This window comes from Candidatus Enterococcus moelleringii, from assembly GCF_017377575.1.
In the GTDB taxonomy this organism is placed as follows: Bacteria; Bacillota; Bacilli; order Lactobacillales; family Enterococcaceae; genus Enterococcus_A; species Enterococcus_A moelleringii.
The window spans coordinates 115,314-138,037 of record NZ_JAFREM010000016.1 but is presented as its reverse complement, the minus strand read 5'-3'; the positions used below and the strand labels follow the sequence as shown (position 1 = coordinate 138,037).

Sequence of the window (22,724 nt, the reverse complement as noted above, 5' to 3'; positions counted from 1 at the left end):
AAGACCATCCCCACTACTTTTCCCATAAATGGTTACGTTCCACTGAGCTAGGGTATCCTCGTTTTCGGACTACTTGAACATTTGCTTATAGTGATTCGCACTATACAAACATTAAGTCCTTCATTATCTAGGCAAGATAACTACTATGACCTCAGCTGACTTCCTGCGATAAACCTTTTTCGACCGGCCTTAACGATTGCTGATTTTAAAGCTTCTCGTACTTATCCGTCCGCAGGATCTCCCAGGGTAAGACACTTATCTTTCTCTTTACAACCTCTTGATTTACTGTCTTGGTTTTACGTTTACCTTTTGGACTTCGGTTTGTCTAGCAACCTCATCCACCATTTAGCCTCATCAAGTTTCTGTTCGTAGGCTCAAAGATTCGCTACACCACTTCCTTCACCCCATCATTACTGATTTCGGCTTGTGGTTCACTACGCTTGGCGGTAACTACCCGCGACTGGACTTTCACCAGCTAGATAAGTGCCATGCCTGGCACACTAGGAAAAGTGCTCCTGCAGATTTTGCAGAAGCACTTTTTTATTTCCCATTAGCCAGACTTTTCTTCAAATACTCGCCAGTGGTTGTTCCACTCGCCAGCAAGTCCTCCGGCGTGCCGCTGAAAACCACTTCCCCGCCTTTGATGCCGCCATCGGGTCCGATATCAATGATCCAATCGGCTTGCTTGATGATTTCGCTATGGTGTTCAATGATGATCAAGGTATTCCCTTTGTTGACCATCCGCTGAAACAGTTCATTCAGGCTGCGAATGTCTGAAAGATGGAGGCCGGTGGTGGGCTCATCCAACACGAAAATCGCTTCCTTTTGATTGATGGCCTTCGCCAGCTTCAGACGCTGCCGCTCCCCTCCAGATAAAGTGGTAAGGGACCGTCCTATCGGTAAATAGGTCAAGCCGGTATCAATCAGCGACTGCAATTTTTCTCGCATCCGTTTACTGCCCCGTTTTTGGAAGAAGTCTTGAGCTTCCACCGGTGTCATTTCCAGTACGTCCAAAATTGTCTGGTCATGGTATGTGTAGCTGACCGCTTCCGCCGAAAATCGTTTGCCCTTGCACAGCTCGCATTCGTTCACCACTGGGTCCATGAAGACCAGCTCCACTGTGGTTTCTCCTTTTCCCTGGCAATTTGGGCAAGCCCCTTTGGAATTAAAGCTGAACATGCCCACATCTACCTGGTTTTCCCGAGCAAACAAGCGCCGGATTTCATCATAAATGCCCATGAAAGTGGCCGGTGTTGCCCGCGGCGTGGCGTTAATCGGTGACTGATTAATCAGTGACAGTTCTTCCGGGAATTGCTGCGGCAGGACTTTAGTGATTAAGGTAGATTTCCCTGATCCGGCGACTCCGGTTACCACTGTTAAAATGTGCTTAGGAATATCTACCGTCACATTTTTCAAATTGTGGAGGCTGGCATTCTTGATGGTTAATTTTTCCTGCCAGGGTCTAGGCTGTTGATTGATGGGCGGCGCTTGTAAAATCTCCTGACCAGTCAGGCTGTCAGAGGCTAACAGTCCTTGATAGCTGCCGCGAAAAACGACTTCCCCTCCCCCTTTGCCGGCCAAAGGTCCGATATCGATAATTTCGTCCGCCACGGCAATCACATCCGGATCATGCTCCACCACAAAAACCGTGTTCTCCTTATCCCGCAAGTCCAGCAGCAGCTGATTGATTCGGGAAACATCCCGGGCATGCATCCCGGTACTGGGCTCATCGAAAATATAAAACATTCCATTTAGCGAGCTGCCCATGTGCTTCACCAGCTTCACCCGCTGGGCCTCACCACCAGATAGCGTCGGTGTCTGGCGATCCAGATGCAGATAGTCTAGGCCGATATCAATCAAGCGCTGAACCTGACGCCGCAGCTCCTCAATCACATCAGAAATCTCTGGAAACTCCAGGCTCAGCAAATAGTCCAGCAACTGCCCCATATCCATCTGCACACAATCGGCAATCGAGCGCTCCGCCACCTTGACGGACAAAGATTCTGGATTCAACCGCTTCCCCTGACAGTCAGGGCACAGACCTTGAATCAGCAAATCCTGCTGCCGCTTTTCATAGTGTTTTCCGTAAGCTGACAAATCCCGCTTCATCAAGATTCGTTCGTAGTTGCGATAGATGCCTTCCAGCTTGGGGTTGACTGGCTCCGCCGCTTTCTCAGGATGACCATACATCAGCTGATTCCACTGAGCCTCCGTCAAATCCTTCAAAGGAATTCTGCTGTCAAAAAAGTCTGCTTGATTATATTGCTTCCAGTACCAGCTGCCGATGGCATACTTAGTATCCAGCATCGCCCCTTCCTGCCAGGACTTTTCCACGTCGACGATCTTGTCAAAATCCACCTGGTTCACGTAGCCTAGCCCCGAGCACTTCGGGCACATCCCCTGCGGATTATTAAAGGAAAAATGTCCCGCTGACGGCATCCGCGGCGTCCCTACCCGCGAGAACAACAGCCGCAGCAGGGAATAAATTTCGGTGATAGTGCCTACCGTTGAGCGCTGATTGCCCCCTAAAGGCGTCTGATCGATCACAATAGCCGGGTTCAAATTCTCGATGCGGGAAACTTTCGGCTTGCGGTATTTCGGCATCCGGTTGCGGACAAAAGCGGGATAGTTGGCATTCATTTGCCGCTGGGCTTCGGCGGCAATCGTATCAAAAACTAGGCTGGACTTGCCTGAGCCGGACACCCCGGTAAACACCACCAGCTGATTTTTGGTAATTTCCAGGCTGATATCTTTCAAATTATTGTGGGCGACTTCTTTTAAGATTAATGGTTTCATGTACAACCTTCCTTTCCCCTTTAGTCTAAAGTCTGACGTAAGGGGAGAGTCAAGGAGCAGATCCAAAAACAAAACGACCTAACCGAAGCTACGCCGTTTCACAACTAAACATTCTGATGTTTTATTAAATTACCTTCTGCTAAAAAGCTGCAGCCTCCTTTAAATGAAGAAGCAGCGTCTTTTGGGGATTTTCCTTTTTCACTTGATACAGAAGCACTAGCCAAATAATTAACAATACACCAATGTTCAGCACTTGAAATAAATAAGGGTTGCTGAAGGAGGTGTTGATTACTAAGTTGAAAAGAATTGGCGAAAATAGGCCCTCTAGACAATGCGCCAGGATCGAATAAAATAAGTTGCCGGTGAAGAAATAGATGGCTCCATACAACAGGCCGCAAGCAAGTCCTTTGATTAATTGAGAGAAACTGCTGAAATGGATCAGCGCAAAACCGATGGCCACCATCAAGTAGACCGAGTTTTTGGGGATTTTCCTGCTTAACAAATATTCAGTCAGCAGCTTTCTAAAAAGGATTTCTTCTGTGATCGGCGTCAGCAATCCGATGAATATAATAGTAGAAATCGGGATCGGATTCATCGTCAGTTCCCCTTGAATCCGTGAACAATCCACCAGAAACCACTGAACACCGGCAGCTTGGCTAAAGAGGTTCATCAAGATAATCGATAGTTTTCCCATCAGCAAGGCTGAAAATACCAGCAGAAAATTCGTGGAAGTCGTCCGGCTGCTTCGTTTAAGAGTCTGGGCATGAAAATCTCTAAACTCCAAGATATAGACGAGATAGGCAGCCAACGCCACCGATAATGCAACAACGCTATGGACCAGCACTTCACTCCCTCTGATTTCGCCGTATAGCAGCTGAGAAAGTTGCAAAGTGAGATACTCAAAAATGAAATAGAGACCGACAATCAGCACAGAGCTGCCAAGGAGCCTAACAGCCTTCTTCATTTCCCCCTCCTCCAATCTAATTGTTACTGCGAAAAAGCGAATGATGTTTTGACCTCCACAAATTAGCAAATGCTTTCTGACTGGACCTGTTACTTTAATCATAAAATGCCGTTAACCTCAGCACAAATCTAAGTATTACCGCTTCGTAAACAAATTGGATTAGTTTAGTGATTGTAAAATTGCTGAATTTTTAGCGAAAAAAAACTGCAGACAGAAACTAATTTTCCATCTGCAGCTGAAAGATTTATAAATAGTTGGCTTCCGTCAAGGCTTGCTTAGCTGATTGATCATTATCATCGTTGACTAGAATAACTGGTCCAGTACAGCCCATGCCGCTTTCGGCATAGATGTTTTTTTGCCACAATAGCTGAACCGCCTCTTCTAGCTCCATAATCTCAATCCCGGCAATTTCACTCGTTACGATTTCCTTTTCAGGGGGCGTCACCGGTGCCAAAGCGGCTGAGGCAGGAGCGCCTTGCTTAGTTAGCTCTTGGCAAATCTCCTGCAAACCTGCTGCTTCGGCTTTGCCATATTCCTCGCGGCTGATTTTGGCTAGTTGACCTTTGGCTAATTGATAAGCGTATTCCAGGGCATTGGCGATGACTGGTGCACCGCTGGCCCGGGAAATGATACAAATGTTCCGCTCATAATTTTTCCCGATTCCGGGACCATAACCTGAACCTGAAACCTCGTAATTCCCACCGCTGTTGTATGCGGAGAACAGCTTCATGAGAATATTTCCGGTTAAGCTGTCGCAAACCACGACATCCACACTGCCCATTAATAAATCGTTTCCTCTAAGCACTAAACCACCATCAGCCCGTTGACTTGCGCCAAAATTGACTTCATAGCCGCCTTTTTGCAGCGTAAGCACTGCCCGTTCAACGGCCTTGGCGCCTTCAATATTCAAAATACCCACTGATGGATTAGCAATTCCGCTGGCCTTGGCTGCCGCAATGCCGTGTACCGTGTTTAACACCATGGCTTCATTTCTGGCAGCACTAGCGGTTCCGGTCGTCGTCGCAATAAATAGTTCCCGACCCAAAGCCGGCGTAACCACTTTCCCGACGGTTGAAACCCCGATAGGAAAATTGTAATGCAGCGTCACACAGCCCGCCAGTTCGCCGCTATCCAACAACTCAGTCATCAGCTCATGAGCTTCCTTTTGACAATCCGTTGTGGAAATATGCTCAAAATCCTGCGTCCAATCCGTTTCGCTGCCGATCACGACTACATCAAACAAGTTTTTCCTTTTGATTTGATAGGCAGCTTCCTTCATGACTTCTGTTCCCAGTTCACTTCCGTCAATTGTCAGACCGATTTTCAGCCGTTTACCCATTTGACCGGTTTCCAGACTGTCAGCTAACTCTTCAAAGACCTTTTTTACCGTTTCCTTCACTTGATCAGACATGTCCATCCACCTCTAATCCGTCGAGAAGCTGGCGGCGAATTGGCGTAACGCCTGCGCAACTTCCTTTTTCACTAATTCTTCCAGATCAGCCTGCTGCTGATCCTCGATTTTTCCGCTGTTTCTTTCGATCATCATTGAAACACCATCAAACAAATTGGTCATCCGCCCCAGGAACAACGAACCTTTGCCCACAATCATAGCCCGCTTTTTAGCCCCCGTCGTCAAATCCTCAGTGGCGAACCCGAGATAAGGCACACCGCTTGGGATATGTCCTTGAGTTGGCGCCCAGCCGACCAAAGCCTTCTCGTTAACGAAATTCATCAGGTCCTTTTTCTCTATGTCTTTATGCAGCACGCCGATGGCTCCGATCATTTTCAGATTGGCCAGCGGAACATCGCCGGCCCCCGCCGGTTTGGTAATGTCTGGATTTTGCATTTCTACAGAATACACATCTACGTCCTTAATGGTGATACCCGCTTTTTCCAAGACGTTCCCCACTAAAGCGGTGGTGACTGCCTGCGGACTAGAGCCGCTACCGACTTCGTGCTTGCCGTTCAGGTCATGACGCAAAACCGGGTGCACGCCGTCATTTTCACTAATTAAGGCCGCAAAGCCCCCTAACACATCCTCTAAAATCGGCAAACCTTTGTTGACATGGGATTTACCGTTCATCCCCAGCTTGGCTGCCGCACCGCCAGCCACAATCACCACATTTTTGTGGGTGCCGGCTGCTACTAAAGAGGCTGCCGTGATCAAGGCATGAGTAGGTCCCGCACAAAAGCTGCGAATGTCGCTGCCGGTGGCGTGTTCACAGCCGCACAGCTCAGCGATGGATTTGGCAAAATTGCCGCCGCCCCGCTGATTCATATCGCCGCAGGCTTCTTCGCTGCATTCGATCACATAATCAATCGTCTTCGGATCCAGCTGATGCTTGGCAATCAAATGGCGCAGGGCTAACACACCGCTGGCCTTCACCACCAAGTTTTCCAGCATCACATGCGCGTTCAAATTCACATCAATTTGGTGAGCCGGACTAACACAGCCGACTAATTTTTGATTATAATACAGGCCTTCTGCCGCATTTTCTGCCAATTCATTTTCAATCCAAGCCAGGTCCTTTTCACCCTTCAGCTTCTCCAAATCCGCAGCAAACAAGGGATGTTTTTCCAAGGCAGCCCGGACTTCTTTGGCAAAGTTTTCTTCAAGATGCACCAGCTCAAAGACATCGGCGATTTGCAGCAGGCCGTAAAATTCCAGCTCCGGCATAATTTCTCCGAAGCGGCCGTCCCGCTGCCCCTCCACCGCCTGGTTGGTCCACGGTTGGGGAATTTCTTTTAACTGCTCATACCCCATATTGCCAATAAAAGTTTGGTTGGGGGCATAATTTACCACCTCTTCAAACGAGCGCATATGCTCATAAAGATGCTTCAAGTAGTCGCTGTCAGGGGTGGTGATTTTTTCAGTGGTTTGCGTAGTGCCGTTATGCTCAATCATATCCGGTGTGTGCACCAGAACATAACTAGCTCCCCGTAATGTCGAATAATTCATAGACTCTCTCCTTATTATTCGTCGTAGTTGCGATTGTCCGTCAAAAGCCTTAAATATATTTCTTAATCAGCGCTTCAACGTTTTCCTTGGTGCAGTCTTCTTGGCTGACTTCATCCACCTTTTCGCCATCTTTGTAAATCGCGACAACTGGCAGCCCCATAATCCGATGCTTGATGCAGAAACGGCGTACCTTTTTTTGAGAGGTATTAAATTTGGTAAAACGAATTTTATCCCCGTATGCCTCATGCAGTTCTTCAATCGCCGGCATCAAGGCCAGGCAGTTTTCACAGGTTTCTCCCCACCAATCCACTAGAACCGGCTGGGCTTGCTCCGTTACTTCCGTATCAAAATTATCTACCGTTAATTCAATCATTTAAGTCGCCTCCCGTTTCATTCTTTCCACATATTTTTGGGCCGAAAAGGCCGCAATCGCGCCATCACCAGTCGCCGTTACCACTTGCCGCAGCACTTTCGGCCGAATATCTCCCGCCGCAAAGACACCTGGCACTTCCGTACACATGGCTTCATCTGTCAGCAAATAACCATACTCGTTTAACGGCAGTACGCCTTCGTACAGATTGGTATTTGGCACAGTACCGATAAAGACAAAAATCCCAAATAGACCGTCCTCTTCGTCGGCTTCAAAGCGCGTGGTTTCACCGGTTTCGGTATTTTTTATGGTCATGGCTTCCACCATGCCGTCGCCTTCAATACTTTCCACCACTGAATTGAAAATATAATCAATCTTATCGTTGGACCTGGCTTGTTCAACGGCAATCGCATCCGCCGTCAAATCGCTCAAGTTTTGAATAATTGTGACTTTGCGGGCGAAGCTGGTGATAAACATCGCTTCCTCCACCGCCGAATTGCCGCCGCCAATTACAAAGACCTCTAAATCTTCAAAAAAGGCGCCGTCACAGGTGGCACAATAGGAAACCCCTTTGCCTCGCAGCTCTCTTTCACCGGCACAGCCGATTTCCCGCGGATAGGCGCCGTTAGCACATATCAACGCATGGGTTTCATAAGTCGTTCCATCCTTGCAGGTAATCTTTTTAACTTTTCCCGCCAAATCCAGCTGGGTTACTTCCTTGCCGATTTCAATCTCTGCCCCAAATTCACGAACCTGATCCGCCATCCGGACGATCAGCTCCGGTCCTGAGGTTTCCTTGTCAGTTCCTTTAATCGAACCAGGAAAGTTGGCAATTTCGTGGGTGGAAACAATTTGTCCCCCCAATTTGGTTTTCTCTAAAACTAAGACCTTCAGTCGGGCCCGGGCGTTATATAAAGCAGCGGTTAACCCAGCCGGGCCACCGCCAATAATAACAACATCGTACATTGCCATGCTCCTCTCAATGAACTGCCCGAGTGATCCAATCACTCAGGCAGACAAGCTTATTCAAAAACAGTTTGTTCATCAACTGGCGTAGTGAGTGCTTCCAGCGCTTTTTCAACGATTCCGCGGCGAAGCTTTTTCTCCTCCTGTTGACTTAAGCTTGGATTCCCCAATGGATGAGGAATCGCTACTGCCGGAACAATTCGATTTGCCCCGACTGTTTGTGAGATGGGAACCACTGTACAAATGTGAACCACCGGGAGACCGGTTTTTTCAATTTCTTTTACCATCGTTGCACCGCAACGCGTACAGGTTCCTCAGGTGGAGGTTAAAATAACAGCCTCGACACCATCTGCTAATAATGCTTGCGCAATCTCTGCGGCATATTTTTTAGCGTTGGCAACCGCCGTTCCATTTCCTACGGTTGTGTAGAAATAATTATGCAGGCTGCCGATCACGCCTTCATTTTCCATATCTCTTAATATATCTAATGGCACTACTCGGTTAGGATCTTGGTTTGCATACACAGGGTCATACCCGCCGTGAGCCGTTTCGTAGTTCGCTTCACTCAGCGTCTCCACGTTTTCAATCGAATAGCTGCCAAATTTTGATGCACTGCTGGATTCAATGCGGTCTGGATTGCCCTTAGGAACAATCCCGCCGGAAGTGACAATCCCTATTCTGGCTTTCGTTATGTCAGTAATAGCTGCTGCCGGAGCAACATTGTCAAATTCAGGCATAGGATATTCAGTGGTAAATTCTTCGTCCTTTAATTTACGCACCAGCATTTCCACCGCACGTTGCGATCCCCGCTTTTCATCTTGGAAATTCTTACGATAACGAACAAAATAATTGTCAGCCTCTGGAGAGACAGCTTCCTGCTTCACTAATTTCAAAGCCAAGGCTGCCATCACCGGCACCACCTTGCGCATTCCAGCCGCACTTTTTTTGGCAGGCACGATATAGGCGCCTTTTTTGTACATCTCCACCCCAGGATTTTCTTCATACATCCCGGTGACTGCTGGAATTTTCAGCTCCTCCATCACTGCTTGGGCAACTTCTCCGCAGGCAATGCCGTATCTGCCGGCATTAAAAGCAGGCCCGGCAACAACCATGTCCGGCTCAAATTGTTTGATCATCTCAAGAACATCTTTTTTGGCACTATCCAAATGCTCATTAAAGAAACTGTCCCCGCACACAACGGTGCCGACGATTTCTGCTTCGTCACCAAATGAATTCATGAAAGCCAAGCCCGGTCCGACTACTTCACCTTTAGAGAATGGTTGGATATCCGCCTTTTCTTCACCGCCAATACCAGCGTAAAACTGGTTAATGTAGTGAACAACTTTATACTTAGTCATAAGACGCTCCTTTCAGTCCTTATTTGTACTTGGAGTATTGATTCCTCATGGTTGAGACCTCATCCACGATGTCATCAACATCTAACACCATTTCCATCATACCGATTTGCTCTTCAAAAACATCTGGGTCAACAATTTCTTTGAATTCAGGCTCGACAGCGTGATATACAGCTAAACCTAGCTGTTTATTGGTTAATGGACCAGCATACGTAGGGTCGCCGTTGGTTACCGTTTCAGCAGCTAAACCAGCTGCTTCTCCTTCTGCGGCACCAATCAAAATGACAACATTTTCCGCGCCGAAGTTTTCAGCGGCTTCATTTACTCTACGTTGATTCTCTAAGTCCATTGCACCAGCGGCCGTTCAGACGAAGCATTCAGTTGAAGAGAATACTACTTCGGCTCCGGTACCTGCGATACAAGCTTCAATTGCTTGTCCCGGGATACCGTCACGGTCGCCAATCACTAAGACTTTTTTATTTTTCAGTTCTAAAGTCATTAGTTATTCCTCCCTATTTTGTATTAAACGCCTTTTGCAGACATTTTATTAAAACCTAGTTCGTTTGTTGCACCGGTAATTGCCTGGATTTCAACTTCAATTGTGCCATCTTCTTTCAAGCTGCCGTCAAAGCCGCCTGCGATGACATCTACATAACCTGATTCTCCGATCAATCGATCCATTTTTGGCAACTGGATCACTTCATTGGCATTTCCGCCGGTCACGACTGCCGTGGCTAATTTATCTGCATCTGCCAACGACTGGCTCGCCCCGTCTCTGCCCGCGTACTCATCGGTTACAATCACCGTTTTGATGCCTTTTTCTTCGACTTTTTTACAATTCATAATTAAATCTGTATCAGGATTACCAAAGCCTTCTTGGGAAATAATTACCCCATCCAGCCCTAAATATTCGGTTAGCTTTGCCACAAAATCGCTAGAGCGATGCTTGTCTTTCAAGTAAACGGTTTCATTTGTAACGATTACTCCGACAAAATTGACTTCCTTGCCATGCTTTTGGTACAAATCCTCAATCACGGGATTGTTCAAATGATGGTAAGTGGTGTTCTTGTCACAGGCCGACACACAGTTTCCACTGATAATTGCCCCGTCCATCACTTCTGTCGGGTATAAAATCGTCGGCACAATATGCTTCGCATCAGTTCCATACACATAAGTATCATGCAAGAGCCCTTGAGTCTGAAGCATGTACACATAGCCCACCTTTGGCAAATCAGGAAATTCTTGAATTTGTTCCAGTAACGGTTTCGTTTCATAGGTAGTTACTTCGTCCGGTTCAACTTCCTCACCCAGACGTCCAATGTAGTCCGCCGCCTTCAAGCCAGCAAACCGGGCCGCTTCTTCATAAAGATGCGGGTCAAGCTCTTCTTGCGGTTTCAGCACCAAACAAATTTCCACTAGTTGAGAAAAAGGCGTCAATTCTGCTCCAGGACCTTGCATATCCACGATCCCTTCCTGGAAGCCGACAATTTTCCCTACCGTCATCACTGCACAGCCTTTTAACACATGGGTCCGGCCGCTTCCGACAACATCCACCTTGTTAATTACCCCTGGAAAAATCCCCCGCTCTGAATCAACCTTGCATCTCGGTTCAATGACATCCTTCACCGGTGTAATGCGGGTGCTCTCACCAGGACTGGCAATTTCCAATTCACAGGACAACAGCCGATCATCTGACAACACTAAATCAATAATCTTTTGCGGATTCAGATACAGCGTGTGGTTGTCGATTTTTTCCTGATCACCTAATACCACCTGCTGGATATCAATCCTTCCAACTTCTAACTTCATACGTTCACCTCAATTCTATTTTTTTGCTTCTTAGTCACTGATAGATCATTGGCATACCCCCATTCGCATTAACGTGCTTTTCACCAGATGGAAATCAACAAAAGCAAAGTCCTGCAAAACTTTGGCGGTCCAGTTAGGCGTCGCCTTCATTTTGATGAACTTTTCGTAGACCTCCAGCGCTGCTTCTATATATTCCAAGCTCTCCATGTCAATATACTGAGCCTTAGAATCGGAAACAAAAATACTCTTATAATAGGTTTCATTAGGCTTCAGACTGCCGCTTAAAGGATGAGTCAAAAGCTTCATGTGCTCCTCTATAATCAGCTGCTTTACCCTAGCCAACACTTCCCCATAAGAACCCTCCACAAAATCTAGTTCAGCCGGCAGAGCCATTTCCTGAACCATCGGGTTATTGGTTACAATTATCATAAAACCACCTGCCTTTTTGTGTTTTCGTTCACATACAAGGGTGTCTTTACACGTAAAAAAGAGGACAACAACACCCATGTGCAGTCGTCCTCTGTTAAAAGCCTGAGAGATTCACCTCTTGCGAGGGTTGCTCCTTCGGCGCATCCTATGCTCTCCAGAGTTTCATCAAATTACGGTCCGGTTACCTGAGATTTTCGCCGCGGCTATCTGCATAGCCTGCAGCTTATACCTTCGGTGGCAGTCGAAAAAAACGCTGCGCTCTCCCGCAATTGTCATTTAAATGTAAACGCTTTACCTAATTAGATGGTATCAATCTAAAGTTAAAAAAGCAACCTTTTTTATGTTGTTTGTGAACACTCTAACTAAACCCTTCATTACAACTCATACTAGGCGCCTATGGCTAAGCTGTGTAAGGAATTTTGTTTCTTTTCCTCGTTAGATAGTTCAAACTCAAATTGCTTATTATCCTCCACAAAACAAAAGAGCTGTTTCATTCTTGGCGCAACTAAGATGATTTTTCTGCTACCTGAAGGCACAGTGAAATAAAGGGTTGAGACCCATTTTCCAAAACTAGCAAGATCATTTGATGACAGAACCAGTGCTGTTGCTGCTAATTCTCGCTAAGGTCAAAGGAATCGATCGTATTTCCTTTGCTGCGATTAGCATAGACGTTATTCACTTAGCTGATAGCTGAAATTATCTTAATCCGGTAAAGCGGTTGAATTTCTACGTTACATCAATCTGCTATTTCGTTTTATTCTTTTCCCGTTTCCAACGATTGATGGCTTTTTTGTTTCGCCGTTTATCTGCGGAAAAACCGGCTAGCGGATTGGTGCCTTTTTTGCGTTTTGGGAACCAGCCTGAGCGTTTTTCTTCTACTGGTTCTTCCTCGGCTTCTTCAATCATTTCGACGGATTGCCCTATCGGTGCGTCGGTCGTTTGTTCTGTGAGGGGTGCGGGCGGCGTGGCCACTTCGCCTGGCTCCTCCAACGTCATGACTATATCATCCAGACTAAAGTCCTCTAATTTCGCCCCTTCTGGCAAACCGGTACTCAGCAGTGCTATCAGCTCGTCGTCTGACATCTGGTTCGGTTGATAATCCTGCGGGACAGTGATTCTTATGCATTGGGTTCCACCTTGGGATCTAGGCTTGTCCATTGCTGGTTCCACTGGTGCTGCCTGCATTAGTGCTGCTGCTGATTGTGATGCAATCAATCCGGGCTGAGGGATGTTGAATGATACAGGAGCTTCCTGCATTTGGGCAGACTCCGGCTGTACTTCGATTGTTGATGCTGCTTGTACTTCAATTGCTTGAACGGGTTCTGGTTGAACGTCCGCTACTGGCGTAGCAGGTTCAACCTCTTCCTCATTGCGAGTATCAAAAATCGGTGTTTCGAATGTTTCGACAAATTTAGCGCTGATGACTTTCGTGAACATGCTGATGCCGTCTTTTTCAAACAGATTCAGGTTGGCTAATTTTTCCAGACTGGCACGAATTTCTTCGGCAGGTTTATTGCGATCAGGGTCTTTTATATTAAAGCTGTGACGACGGCCAATGCCGTTTTCAAAGGTTGCATTTAAGCTTAACATTTATCCAATCATTCCTTTCGTTTTAGGGTATCTATGTCAATTTAGTCAGTTTGTTTCCGGTTTCACTTTTATCTCTTCAAGGTACAGCAAAAGCTTCGGGACGGACTTCTTCAATTAGGTCCATCAATTTGGTGATTTTTTCTGTGACAAAGCGTTTGACAGTAAACAGACGGGAAGTTAAGTGCTTCCATTCCTTGGCGGTAAAATAATCTAAAAATAAATAATAATAGCGGCGCAGGGCGCGGGTTGTCTTGGTTTTTAAGAAAATATGACGGACCAGCTCGCTTAAGACGAAGCTGAAATCCTCCGTGCTTAATTCATCGCGAATTTGCAGAGCGACTAAATATTTGATGGTAGTCTTTGCATCGCTCGTCTCGTCGTAATAGTCACCAATACGTTTTTCTAAAGTATTTCGCTGAAGCTGGAACAATTTCGCGGTGGGTAAAGTATTTCTTTGCAATTTGCAAACCTCCTTCTTTTTTTACATTTTTTATGAGTGTCGACGACTATAGGCTAAATCATAATATGAGAATTGTCAATAGTGATTTTAATTATTTTTTCACGTTCTTTTTCAAAAGACCATGAATACGGCATTTTTATTAGCATTTTTTTCGAAGCTAGTCCTGTCGATAGAACTCTAGATACTATCGAAGAATATAAAAATCCGACAGACAGCAAAAACTCCGTTATAACAACATTTACTAGCGGGAAGTAAAGTAATACGTAACTATCCAAATTATTATCGACTATGTTTTAAGATACCAACAACAAGCAAAAAATAACTATTTCATCAATGTTTTACATTCACCCAAGAAACAAAGTGACTACATTCGTTATCTCTTGTTAGTCACTTTGTTCTTAAAAGCGCTTTTTCCATTCTAATCCAACTCATTTACGCTATTTTTGTAACCGTTTCATATTATCACCGCTTATAGAATATGCAAAATAATCGACAATGTCAAATGCTCCAAAATAAGGATTTTTAACATAAAAAACACTACTTTTCCGCGTCATTAAAGGACCTCGATTTTAAAATTTCCATTTTATGCACCGAAAACGGTTAAAAAATGGAAATTTTTTTTTGCAAGTTACTGCACAACGAAAAAAAGAGAAGACCACCACACCCTTGGGCATAATGATCTTCTCTTCTGTGCAATTTAAGCAAAATAGTCTCTCGTCTCTTTTTCGTCGGCATCCAGCTGGGCAATTAGCTCTTCGGCTGAATTGAACTTCACTTGTCCGCGAATGAAATGCAGCCAGCGAACTCGAACCTCTTCACCGTAAATATCTTGATCGAAATCTATGATGTTCAACTCCACGGTTTTTCTGCGATGAGGGCCAAAGGTGTCGTTGTGTCCAATCGAACCCATCGCTGGATACCAGTGTCCGCCTACCAGAATTTCGTTAACGTAAACGCCCACTTTAGGCAGCACCATCTGATCATCCGATTGAATGTTGGCCGTTGGATAGCCTAATTCGCGACCCCGAGCATCACCATGGATCACGGTTCCGCTAGTTTCATAAGCATACCCTAACAAGCGATTCGCTTCTTCTAAATTGCCATCTGTCAACAGCTGACGAATTCGGGAAGAGCTGATTTTTTCATCCTGATCCACTTGTTTAGGCACCGTCACCACTTCAAAGCGTCCTTTGGCATACTCAGGCAAATGAGAAACCGCCGCTTTGGCGCCCTTGCCAAAAGTATAATCAAAGCCAGACACCGCAACTTTCGCGTGCAGACCAACAATATACTGATCCACAAATTCTTGAGGCGGCTGCGCGGCAAAGGCCGAGGTAAAGGCCACTTCATACAAGAAATCTACTCCCAAGCGAGCCATCAATTCTTCCTTTTGGGTCAAATTCGACAAATATTTCACCGGATTACGATCCACTTTTTGGAAAACCACCGCCGGATGCTGGTTGAAGGTCATTACCGCCAGCTTCAAATTCTTCTCGTCCGCAATTTTCCGTCCTGTTTCAATCACTTCCTGGTGGCCGCGATGAACGCCATCAAAAAAGCCTAAAACCAGCACCACATCAGCAGCCGGAATTTCCGCCGTCTGATAGGGGTGGCGTAATTTAATTATTTCCATCATATCCCCCTCATATTCATTATGCTAATTGACTAAAATATCTTATTCATTCCGAATGACTTTGCTGGGCTTCAGCCAGCCATTTCGCTGCGGGTGCTCAGCATATAAACTTACTAGTTTATCTTGATAAAATAACGCAACCAACTCGTCTGGCATAGCCGCCAAGCCCAATTCCTTCGTTGGCATCAGTTGACCATTTTTCACCTTTAGCCACAACGCATCCGACAAATCAATTCGCGGAAAGTCCTTCACCGCCGTCTCAATCGGCTGCAAAATCTCCGCCATCCGATCCTCTTCCATCAGCTGCTGCACCTGAGCCAAGGTCGTTGCTTGCCCGGCCGAAAAGCCGCCGCTGGCTAAGCGAGTCAAATCCGACATATGAGCCGGATAGCCTAAAGCCGCGCCTAAATCCACCGCTAATGTCCGCACATAGGTCCCCTTGCCGCAGGATACTTGAAAGCGCCAAGTCTGGGTACCCGCTTCTTGGTTAAAAGTCGGCTCACTCACACGCTGGAAAGAATAAATCTCCGCCTGACGTTTCGGCCGTTCAACTTCCTCACCAGCCCGCGCGTATTCATACAATCTTTTCCCATTCACCTTCACCGCTGAATACATCGGCGGAATTTGCGTAATCGTTCCAACAAATGCTGCCATCGCTTCATCGATCTGAGCTTCAGTCAAAGGTTCCGTCACAGTTTTCTGCTCAACCGTATCCCCGCTGGCATCTTCCGTCGTGGTAGAATAACCCAACGTAATCTCGCCCTCGTAGATCTTCCCGCTGTCCTGCAGGTATTCAATCACCTTGGTGCCTTTACCGACACAAATCGGCAGGACGCCATCTACATCCGGATCGAGGGTACCGCCATGACCAATTTTTTTCATTTTTAAAATCTTGCGCAGCTTAAACACGCAATCGTGACTAGTCATGCCACGTTCCTTCCATAAAGGTAAGATCCCGTCCATTTTATCGCTCCATTTTCTAAAAATTTCAACGTTGCCATTATACCATAGCTAAATGGATAAAAGACAAGAAAGGCCGCACAAACTCCCCGGCCTCAATAAATCCATCTAAACTTTACCTAAACTTTTGAAAAATGTCTCTAAAAAAGAAAATCCCCGCCCAGCATCAAGTGCTGGACAGGGACCGTTTATTCTTCTTTCGGTTTTTCTGGTTTTTTCTTCCGCATAATAAAACGAAACGGCGGATCAGCCGGCTGACGCATCGCGTAGGATTCCAGCATATTGACCCGATGCCGATAATCATTGGCTTCAAAGGTGGAAATTTCATCCCGACTCTCATGCTCGTCAATAATTTTCCGTTCCAAATAATAGCCCCGCAGCAATTCCTTGGTGTACATGGGATCCTGCTGAATCAAAATGGTGCCGAACAAGCCCCGCTTGTCCACCTGCTCCATTAAGTTTCTGCGCTCCTCCACGAAGAAATCAATCAAGTCTTCGTCATACACATCCCGCAAATTTTCCAAACTAGCCAAAATCGTCTGACTGTTTTTCAAGAAAACTTCTCGTACCGCCGAAACATCCTGACGGTCAATCACCCGGCGTAGACCTCGTGCCTGCCGCCGCTGCCAAAACAGCCTCGGATGCAAAATCACGCGAATAATTCGTTGAACCACAATGATCCAAAAGCTGAGAAAGGATAAAATTTGATGAGGAATCGAATTTTGAAAACGGGAAATAAACAGCGAATACAAACGATAAGAATCCATATTGATTTTCCGCTTGCGATAGCTCTCATCCAAACCATCCCGCTCAATCGACAGCATCAAAGCCTGTACCTCTTGAAACTCCTGCTGACTGCTGTCAGACATAGTATCGGTGAAGAGCTCTTGAATATGGTCCTGATAATTGGTAATCACCGCCTGAATCGCAAAATTTTCTTTTTCCGACAGCTCCCGCGTTTCCAGATCCTCTTCCAGACAAGCAATCACTTCCCGATAAATCTCCATTTGCCGTGGATTAGCCACCGGCGTGACTTCGCCATCGGAGAGAATCGGCAGTAAAATCATTCCCATAATCAAACTCAAAAACGTCACACAAGCCGTAATAAACAGCAGCAGCGAACGCTCAGGGAAATCTACCCCGCCAATCACCGCTGGTAAAATGAAAATCGTCGCAATACTGACGGTTCCTTTTACCCCGCCAACGGTCAACAACAAACGCTCATGCAAATGCCGATGGGTTTGCTTCAACCCTTTGGTAATTGTGTAAAACAAGGTAATAAATAAAAAGCGAATCAAGAAAAGCAGCGCCGTCAAAAGTACCACAATGAAAAACAAATGCAGGTTAGAATAGGTTTCGCTGTTCCAAATCGGTGAAAACACCTGGGATAATTCAATCCCTAAAAACAAAAACACCAGCGCATTCAAGGTAAAGCTGATGGTTTGCCAGCTAGTTTCCGTCACATTGGACAGCTCGGCATCAAACAGGCTGATTTTACGAAAGCCCCGCGACTCCAAAACACCACAAACCACTGCCGCAATAATCCCGGAAGAGTGGAAAATTTCCGCCACTAAATAGGCCAAAAAGGGCAAAGTCAGCTCAATCAATAAATAGCCGGTAATGTCGCGAGCGGAAATCCGTTCGATCAATTGAATCGATTGACGCTTCAGATAAACGACGACGACTCCGGCCAAAACGCCCCCTAAGGTAGAAAGCAGCAAAGTCAACGACGCCTCCGTTGCTGAAAAATGCCCAGTCATTAAGGCCGCCACGGCAAACTGAAAGGCCGTAACGCCAGATGCATCATTCAAAAGGCCTTCACCTTCCAAGATGTGCATCACCGAATCCGGCATCTTCAAACGTTTCGCCAGCGAATTCACCGCCACCGCATCAGTTGGACCTAACGCTGCCCCAAAAGCCAAACAAGCAGCTAGCGGAATCGTCGGCAGCAGGCCATGCAATGCAAAGCCGAGACTCACCAACGTCAGAATCACTCCGCCAAAGGCCAGAAACAAAATCGTCCCGCTATGCTTTAAAATAGCGGGAATGTCCGCCGTTTCTCCCTCGCGGAAAAGCAGCGGCGCAATAATCATTACTAAAAATACTTCTGGTTCAAAATTAATGGAACGACCAATTTCTGTCAGCCCCAACAAAATCCCCAGGACAATCTGAATCATAAACATCGGAATGGATGGGAATACCTTCGCTAAAACATTGGATAGCGTGATGGTAATGGCAAGAAAAATAATAATCTCAATTAAGATCATCGCTTAGCTAAAAACTGCTTCTCTCTAACCTTCGCTAAAATCTTCAAAAATTCCGTTTTCTTGTCAACAATCCGTTTTTCCAATTCCGTTAATTCCTTCGACTCGCCGTCTAAAGAAAGCTGCGCCCGCTTGGCTTCCATCCGCAAGAGGTCATGCTTCATACGCTCTGTTTTACGATACAAAAGTAAATTATTCTTCTTCATATATTGTTTGATGAATTTTCTTTCTTCAGGAGAACAATCTAGGTATTGAGCATGCAGACTGCGCATGCGTTCATCAAATTCTGTTGTCATTTTCTCCAACTTCCTCCTTAAGCTACCGCTTAAAACTTCCTACACTTTAACAGGAAATACTAAATTTTGCAAAAAAAACCTGAGTGAAACGTGCTCACTCAGGTCCTTCTTTACTCTTTATTTAGATCGCGAATCATCTGATCAATTTTTGAACCGTACTCGACGGATTCATCCAATTGAAAGATCAATTCAGGCGTCTTATAAATTGAAAGGGCCTGACCTAATTCTCGGCGAATTAAGCCTGTTGCCTTATCCAATCCAGCTTGCGCTTTTTGTTTGTCAGAAGCTTTGTCTGACAGCAGGCTGTAAAAAATGGTGGCCTGCTGCAAATCTCCTGTCACACGCACGTCAGTGATATTCACGTCTTGAACTCGTGGATCACGTACCCGTTTGCGCAGGATGTCATTGACTTCCTTCAAAATTTCTTGAGCGACGCGACGATCTCGATAGTTAGGCATAAAAACTGCCTCCTTTTTTTAGGCTTTCTTGATTTCTTGCATGATGAAGGCTTCGATCACATCATCAACCTTAAGGTCATTGAAGTTTTCAACCATGGCACCACATTCGTAGCCCATTTTGACTTCCTTCACATCATCCTTGAAGCGTTTCAAGCTAGCTAGCTTGCCTTCAAAAATAACGATGCTGTCGCGAATAACCCGCACTCCGCTGTCGCGAGAGATGCTGCCTTCATTAACATAACAGCCGGCAATTGTACCGATTTTAGAAACTTTGTAGGTTTCACGAACGGTCATTTGACCAGTAATTTTTTCTTCGTACTCAGGATCAAGCATACCATTCATCGCTGTTTCAATTTCATCGATGGCTTGGTAAATAATCCGGTGTAAACGAATATCTACTTCTTCACCGTCAGCTTGTTGTTTCGCTTGAGGTGTAGGTCGTACGTTAAAGCCGATAATGATCGCATTACTTGCCGCAGCAAGGGTTACGTCACTTTCATTGATGGCACCAACCGCTGAATGGACGATGTTTACTCGTACACCTTCAACGTCGATTTTTTTCAATGAGGCAGCCAATGCTTCCGCCGAACCTTGAACGTCCGCTTTAATAATCACGTTAACGTCCTTCAATTCGCCTTCTTTAAGTGATTCGAACAAGTTGTCCAAAGTTACCCGAGCATTTGAAGTACGGTGCTCTTGCAATGAACGTTTCGCCCGTTCTTCTCCGGCAGCCCGTGCAGTTTTTTCATCTGCAAAGACAGCAAAGCGGTCTCCGGCTTGAGGAACATCATTTAGACCAGTAATTTCCACTGGTGTTGCTGGTCCAGCGGTTTTATCACGACGACCAATATCATTGGTCATAACCCGAACCCGGCCGTAAGAATCACCAACCACGATTGGATCTCCTACTTTTAAGGTACCTTGTTGAACAAGCAATGTCGCAACTGGTCCTTTACCTTTGTCTAGGCGTGCTTCGATGACTGTACCGATCGCTGGTTGGGTAGGATCTGCTTTCAAATCTTCCACTTCAGCCACTAACAGAATCATTTCCAGCAATTCTTCAATGTTTTGATTGAATTTCGCGGAAATTTGTACAAAGATAGTGTCGCCGCCCCATGCTTCAGAAACTAATTGATGTTCACTTAGTTCTTGCATTACACGGTCAGGATTGGCACCTGGTTTGTCGATTTTGTTTACCGCTACGATAATCGGCACTTTCGCCGCTTTCGCATGGTTGATAGCTTCCACTGTTTGCGGCATAACACCGTCATCAGCAGCTACCACTAAAATCGTAATATCGGTGATACTTGCTCCCCGAGCACGCATGCTGGTGAAGGCCGCGTGTCCTGGTGTATCCAAGAAAGTGATTGGTTTGCCGTTAATATCGATTTGGTAAGCCCCGATATGCTGAGTGATTCCGCCGGCTTCACCGCTTGTAACGCGAGAATGACGTAAAGTATCCAGCAAGGTTGTTTTACCATGATCGACGTGTCCCATAATTGTAACAACTGGAGGACGCGGTACCAAGTTTTCTTCATTCACATCTTCTGCTTCAAAGAACCGGTCGATATCAGCAATATCAATCTGAACCTTTTCTTGCGCTTCGATGCCGTAGTCTGTTGCTAATAATTCAATCGTATCTTTATCCAACGGTTGGTTTTGGTTAACTGCAACCCCCATCAAGAATAATTTCTTAATGATTTCCGCTGGTTCACGATAAATTTTCTTAGCAATGTCTGCCACGTTCATGCCCACAGTATATTCTAGTACTTCAGGCAATTCACGGAATTTACGTGCTGGTACTGGCGGTTTTTGGCTTGGTTGATACTTGCCTTTTTTACCTTTTTTATTGAATTTGTTCTTATTGCGGTTGCCGCCAAAATTATTGTTGCGGTTTTGGTTGCCGTAGTTATTGTTACGGTTGCGGTTTTGGCTTGTTCCACCTTGTCCGCCGCCACCTTGAGCTGCTGGTCTTTGGCCTTGTCCGCCTTGAGCCGCTGGTCTTTGACCTTGGCTTTGTGCTGGGCGTTGGCCCTGTGTATTTGCTGGACGCTGTCCTTGGTTTTGGTTTGGACGATTTTGTCCGCCTTGACCTTGAGCTGGACGTTGGCCTTGGCTTTGATTTGGTCTTTGGCCTTGATTATTGGCCGGACGCTGTCCTTGGTTTTGGTTCGGGCGATTTTGTCCGCCTTGGCCTTGGTTTGGACGTTGACCTTGATTTTGGTTAGGGCGTTGTCCCTGGTTGTTAGCTGGACGCTGTTGTCCGCCTTGACCTTGTGGACGTTGTTGTCCCTGACCTTGAGCTGGACGCTGACCTTGTTGTTGATTTGGGCGTTGTCCTTGGTTGTTAGCTGGACGCTGCTGTCCGCCTTGACCTTGAGGGCGTTGTTGCTGACCCTGGCCTTGAGCTGGACGATTTTGTCCTTGGTTTGCCGGACGTTGACCTTGTTGGCCTTGTCCTTGGCGGTTGCCCTGATTCGGGCGATTTTGTGGTTTATCGTTTGAATTTCTCACGCTGTCTTGATTTCCTTTTCTATTTTGGAAATTTGGGTTATTTTTTGAGCTCTTAAATTTTGGTTTTTCGTGCTGGTTAGCTGCTGGTTTTGCTTGAGTATTTGCTGGTTTTGGTTGTTGTTCATTTCCAGTAAAAGCCTTCTTCAATTTTGACTCATCCTCATTCGATAACGCGCCCATGTGATTCGTCACATCGATTCCCATTGTGTTGGCCTTTTCTACAACATCCTTACTTGATTGATTAACTTCTTTGGCAAATTCGTATACTCGTTTTTTTCCCATGCAATCACCTTCCTAACCTTGTATTAACGACACCATCTTCTTAGCAAAGCCTTGGTCCATCACCCCGATTACTTTTCGCGGTTTGCCTATGGCATGTGCTAACTCACTCTCTGTGAATTCAACTAGACAGGTCGTTTGATAAAAATTGCTTTTATCTGTTACTTTTTTTCTTGTGTTTTCACTGGCGTCAGAAGCAACTAGCACCAACGAAACCTTTTGTTTACGGATTTCGTTAATCGTCAGTTCTTCCCCAGTAATCAGTTTGCCTGCACGCATTGCCAGGCCCAATAAGTTTAAGGCCTTTTGTCTATTCATTACTAAAGAGCTCTCTTCTTGCTTTTTGATGGGTCACATAGTCTAAAAGCTCTTGGTAAAAGTCATCCGTCAGTTCGGTTTCTAACACCCGATCCAAGATTTTTTTCTTCCAAGCTTTTTCTACTTCTTCCGGTTCAATGGCCACATAGGCTCCCCGACCTGGCTTTTTACCAGTGGGATCAATGGACACTTCCCCTTCTTTCGACTTTGCGATCCGAATCAATTCTTTTTTCGGTTTCATTTCGCCGGATACGACGGATTTACGTAAAGGGACTTTTCTCTTTTTCATAAAATGCCTCCTACG

General features: G+C 45.9%; 20 protein-coding genes and 2 riboswitches. All 20 genes read right to left on the bottom strand.

From position 1 onward, the window contains the following. Positions 1-540: 540 nt before the first annotated feature. Positions 541-2,796: an ATP-binding cassette domain-containing protein gene (locus JZO70_RS10675; RefSeq protein WP_207673555.1), complete on the bottom strand. Its 2,256-nt coding sequence runs from the start codon at positions 2,794-2,796 to the stop codon at positions 541-543. A 139-nt stretch (positions 2,797-2,935) separates the two neighbouring features. Beyond that, positions 2,936-3,760 (bottom strand): CPBP family intramembrane glutamic endopeptidase, encoded by an 825-nt coding sequence (locus JZO70_RS10670; protein ID WP_207673554.1) that lies wholly within the window; start codon positions 3,758-3,760, stop codon positions 2,936-2,938. A gap of 244 nt (positions 3,761-4,004) precedes the next feature. Next, positions 4,005-5,171, bottom strand: coding sequence for a glycine/sarcosine/betaine reductase complex component C subunit alpha (gene grdD, locus JZO70_RS10665; protein ID WP_207673553.1), 1,167 nt, complete (start codon positions 5,169-5,171; stop codon positions 4,005-4,007). A gap of 12 nt (positions 5,172-5,183) precedes the next feature. Next, positions 5,184-6,719: a glycine/sarcosine/betaine reductase complex component C subunit beta gene (gene grdC, locus JZO70_RS10660; protein ID WP_207673552.1), complete on the bottom strand. Its 1,536-nt coding sequence runs from the start codon at positions 6,717-6,719 to the stop codon at positions 5,184-5,186. A 49-nt stretch (positions 6,720-6,768) separates the two neighbouring features. Further along, complete coding sequence (trxA, locus tag JZO70_RS10655; protein ID WP_207673551.1) at positions 6,769-7,092, bottom strand: thioredoxin TrxA; 324 nt, start codon at positions 7,090-7,092, stop codon at positions 6,769-6,771. After that, the gene (locus JZO70_RS10650; protein WP_207673550.1) at positions 7,093-8,055 is read right to left on the bottom strand and encodes an NAD(P)/FAD-dependent oxidoreductase; all 963 of its coding nucleotides are present in this window, start codon (positions 8,053-8,055) and stop codon (positions 7,093-7,095) included. It lies immediately after the preceding gene. 56 nt (positions 8,056-8,111) lie between these two features. Continuing rightward, positions 8,112-9,413, bottom strand: coding sequence for a glycine reductase complex selenoprotein B (gene grdB, locus JZO70_RS10640; protein ID WP_242703893.1), 1,302 nt, complete (start codon positions 9,411-9,413; stop codon positions 8,112-8,114). A 19-nt stretch (positions 9,414-9,432) separates the two neighbouring features. Continuing rightward, positions 9,433-9,909 carry a glycine/sarcosine/betaine reductase complex selenoprotein A gene (gene grdA, locus JZO70_RS10635; RefSeq protein ID WP_242703892.1) on the bottom strand — a complete coding sequence of 159 codons (477 nt, stop codon included), beginning with the start codon at positions 9,907-9,909 and terminating at the stop codon, positions 9,433-9,435. 23 nt (positions 9,910-9,932) lie between these two features. Further along, the gene (locus JZO70_RS10625) at positions 9,933-11,219 is read right to left on the bottom strand and encodes a glycine/sarcosine/betaine reductase component B subunit (protein ID WP_207673545.1); all 1,287 of its coding nucleotides are present in this window, start codon (positions 11,217-11,219) and stop codon (positions 9,933-9,935) included. A gap of 45 nt (positions 11,220-11,264) precedes the next feature. Continuing rightward, positions 11,265-11,648, bottom strand: a complete 384-nt coding sequence (locus JZO70_RS10620) for a GrdX family protein (RefSeq protein ID WP_207673544.1) — start codon at positions 11,646-11,648, stop codon at positions 11,265-11,267. An 89-nt stretch (positions 11,649-11,737) separates the two neighbouring features. After that, positions 11,738-11,808: riboswitch (glycine riboswitch) on the bottom strand. 3 nt (positions 11,809-11,811) lie between these two features. Next, a riboswitch (glycine riboswitch) is annotated at positions 11,812-11,924 on the bottom strand. A gap of 468 nt (positions 11,925-12,392) precedes the next feature. Further along, positions 12,393-13,238 (bottom strand): DUF2922 domain-containing protein, encoded by an 846-nt coding sequence (locus tag JZO70_RS10615; protein ID WP_207673543.1) that lies wholly within the window; start codon positions 13,236-13,238, stop codon positions 12,393-12,395. 76 nt (positions 13,239-13,314) lie between these two features. Next, complete coding sequence (locus JZO70_RS10610; protein WP_207673542.1) at positions 13,315-13,698, bottom strand: hypothetical protein; 384 nt, start codon at positions 13,696-13,698, stop codon at positions 13,315-13,317. Between the two features lie 697 nt (positions 13,699-14,395). Next, a complete protein-coding gene (gene ribF / locus JZO70_RS10605; protein WP_207673541.1) occupies positions 14,396-15,331 on the bottom strand; it encodes a riboflavin biosynthesis protein RibF in 936 nt (311 codons plus the stop codon). 42 nt (positions 15,332-15,373) lie between these two features. Then, positions 15,374-16,294 (bottom strand): tRNA pseudouridine(55) synthase TruB, encoded by a 921-nt coding sequence (gene truB, locus JZO70_RS10600; protein ID WP_207673540.1) that lies wholly within the window; start codon positions 16,292-16,294, stop codon positions 15,374-15,376. A 185-nt stretch (positions 16,295-16,479) separates the two neighbouring features. Continuing rightward, positions 16,480-18,558 carry a cation:proton antiporter gene (locus tag JZO70_RS10595; protein WP_207673539.1) on the bottom strand — a complete coding sequence of 693 codons (2,079 nt, stop codon included), beginning with the start codon at positions 18,556-18,558 and terminating at the stop codon, positions 16,480-16,482. After that, complete coding sequence (locus JZO70_RS10590) at positions 18,555-18,851, bottom strand: hypothetical protein (protein ID WP_207673538.1); 297 nt, start codon at positions 18,849-18,851, stop codon at positions 18,555-18,557. Before JZO70_RS10590 ends, JZO70_RS10595 begins: the two co-directional genes overlap by 4 nt. A 110-nt stretch (positions 18,852-18,961) precedes the next feature. Beyond that, the gene (gene rbfA, locus JZO70_RS10585; RefSeq protein WP_207673537.1) at positions 18,962-19,309 is read right to left on the bottom strand and encodes a 30S ribosome-binding factor RbfA; all 348 of its coding nucleotides are present in this window, start codon (positions 19,307-19,309) and stop codon (positions 18,962-18,964) included. An 18-nt stretch (positions 19,310-19,327) separates the two neighbouring features. Then, a complete protein-coding gene (infB, locus tag JZO70_RS10580) occupies positions 19,328-22,105 on the bottom strand; it encodes a translation initiation factor IF-2 (RefSeq protein ID WP_207673536.1) in 2,778 nt (925 codons plus the stop codon). A 12-nt stretch (positions 22,106-22,117) separates the two neighbouring features. After that, on the bottom strand, positions 22,118-22,420 hold the full coding sequence (locus JZO70_RS10575; protein WP_207673535.1) for a YlxQ-related RNA-binding protein: 303 nt from the start codon (positions 22,418-22,420) through the stop codon (positions 22,118-22,120). After that, on the bottom strand, positions 22,413-22,709 hold the full coding sequence (gene rnpM / locus JZO70_RS10570) for an RNase P modulator RnpM (RefSeq protein ID WP_207673534.1): 297 nt from the start codon (positions 22,707-22,709) through the stop codon (positions 22,413-22,415). The genes JZO70_RS10575 and rnpM overlap by 8 nt, the downstream gene beginning before the upstream one ends. Positions 22,710-22,724: the final 15 nt, after the last annotated feature.

Excerpts from the sequence above, each read along its gene's own strand:
- JZO70_RS10675 (WP_207673555.1), bottom strand. The coding sequence starts at position 2,796 with ATGAAACCATTAATCTTAAAAGAAGTCGCCCACAATAATTTGAAAGAT.
- JZO70_RS10670 (WP_207673554.1), bottom strand. The coding sequence starts at position 3,760 with ATGAAGAAGGCTGTTAGGCTCCTTGGCAGCTCTGTGCTGATTGTCGGT.
- grdD (WP_207673553.1), bottom strand. The coding sequence starts at position 5,171 with ATGTCTGATCAAGTGAAGGAAACGGTAAAAAAGGTCTTTGAAGAGTTA.
- grdC (WP_207673552.1), bottom strand. The coding sequence starts at position 6,719 with ATGAATTATTCGACATTACGGGGAGCTAGTTATGTTCTGGTGCACACA.
- trxA (WP_207673551.1), bottom strand. The coding sequence starts at position 7,092 with ATGATTGAATTAACGGTAGATAATTTTGATACGGAAGTAACGGAGCAA.
- JZO70_RS10650 (WP_207673550.1), bottom strand. The coding sequence starts at position 8,055 with ATGTACGATGTTGTTATTATTGGCGGTGGCCCGGCTGGGTTAACCGCT.
- JZO70_RS10625 (WP_207673545.1), bottom strand. The coding sequence starts at position 11,219 with ATGAAGTTAGAAGTTGGAAGGATTGATATCCAGCAGGTGGTATTAGGT.
- JZO70_RS10620 (WP_207673544.1), bottom strand. The coding sequence starts at position 11,648 with ATGATAATTGTAACCAATAACCCGATGGTTCAGGAAATGGCTCTGCCG.
- JZO70_RS10615 (WP_207673543.1), bottom strand. The coding sequence starts at position 13,238 with ATGTTAAGCTTAAATGCAACCTTTGAAAACGGCATTGGCCGTCGTCAC.
- ribF (WP_207673541.1), bottom strand. The coding sequence starts at position 15,331 with ATGGAAATAATTAAATTACGCCACCCCTATCAGACGGCGGAAATTCCG.
- truB (WP_207673540.1), bottom strand. The coding sequence starts at position 16,294 with ATGGACGGGATCTTACCTTTATGGAAGGAACGTGGCATGACTAGTCAC.
- JZO70_RS10595 (WP_207673539.1), bottom strand. The coding sequence starts at position 18,558 with ATGATCTTAATTGAGATTATTATTTTTCTTGCCATTACCATCACGCTA.
- JZO70_RS10590 (WP_207673538.1), bottom strand. The coding sequence starts at position 18,851 with ATGACAACAGAATTTGATGAACGCATGCGCAGTCTGCATGCTCAATAC.
- rbfA (WP_207673537.1), bottom strand. The coding sequence starts at position 19,309 with ATGCCTAACTATCGAGATCGTCGCGTCGCTCAAGAAATTTTGAAGGAA.
- infB (WP_207673536.1), bottom strand. The coding sequence starts at position 22,105 with ATGGGAAAAAAACGAGTATACGAATTTGCCAAAGAAGTTAATCAATCA.
- JZO70_RS10575 (WP_207673535.1), bottom strand. The coding sequence starts at position 22,420 with ATGAATAGACAAAAGGCCTTAAACTTATTGGGCCTGGCAATGCGTGCA.
- rnpM (WP_207673534.1), bottom strand. The coding sequence starts at position 22,709 with ATGAAAAAGAGAAAAGTCCCTTTACGTAAATCCGTCGTATCCGGCGAA.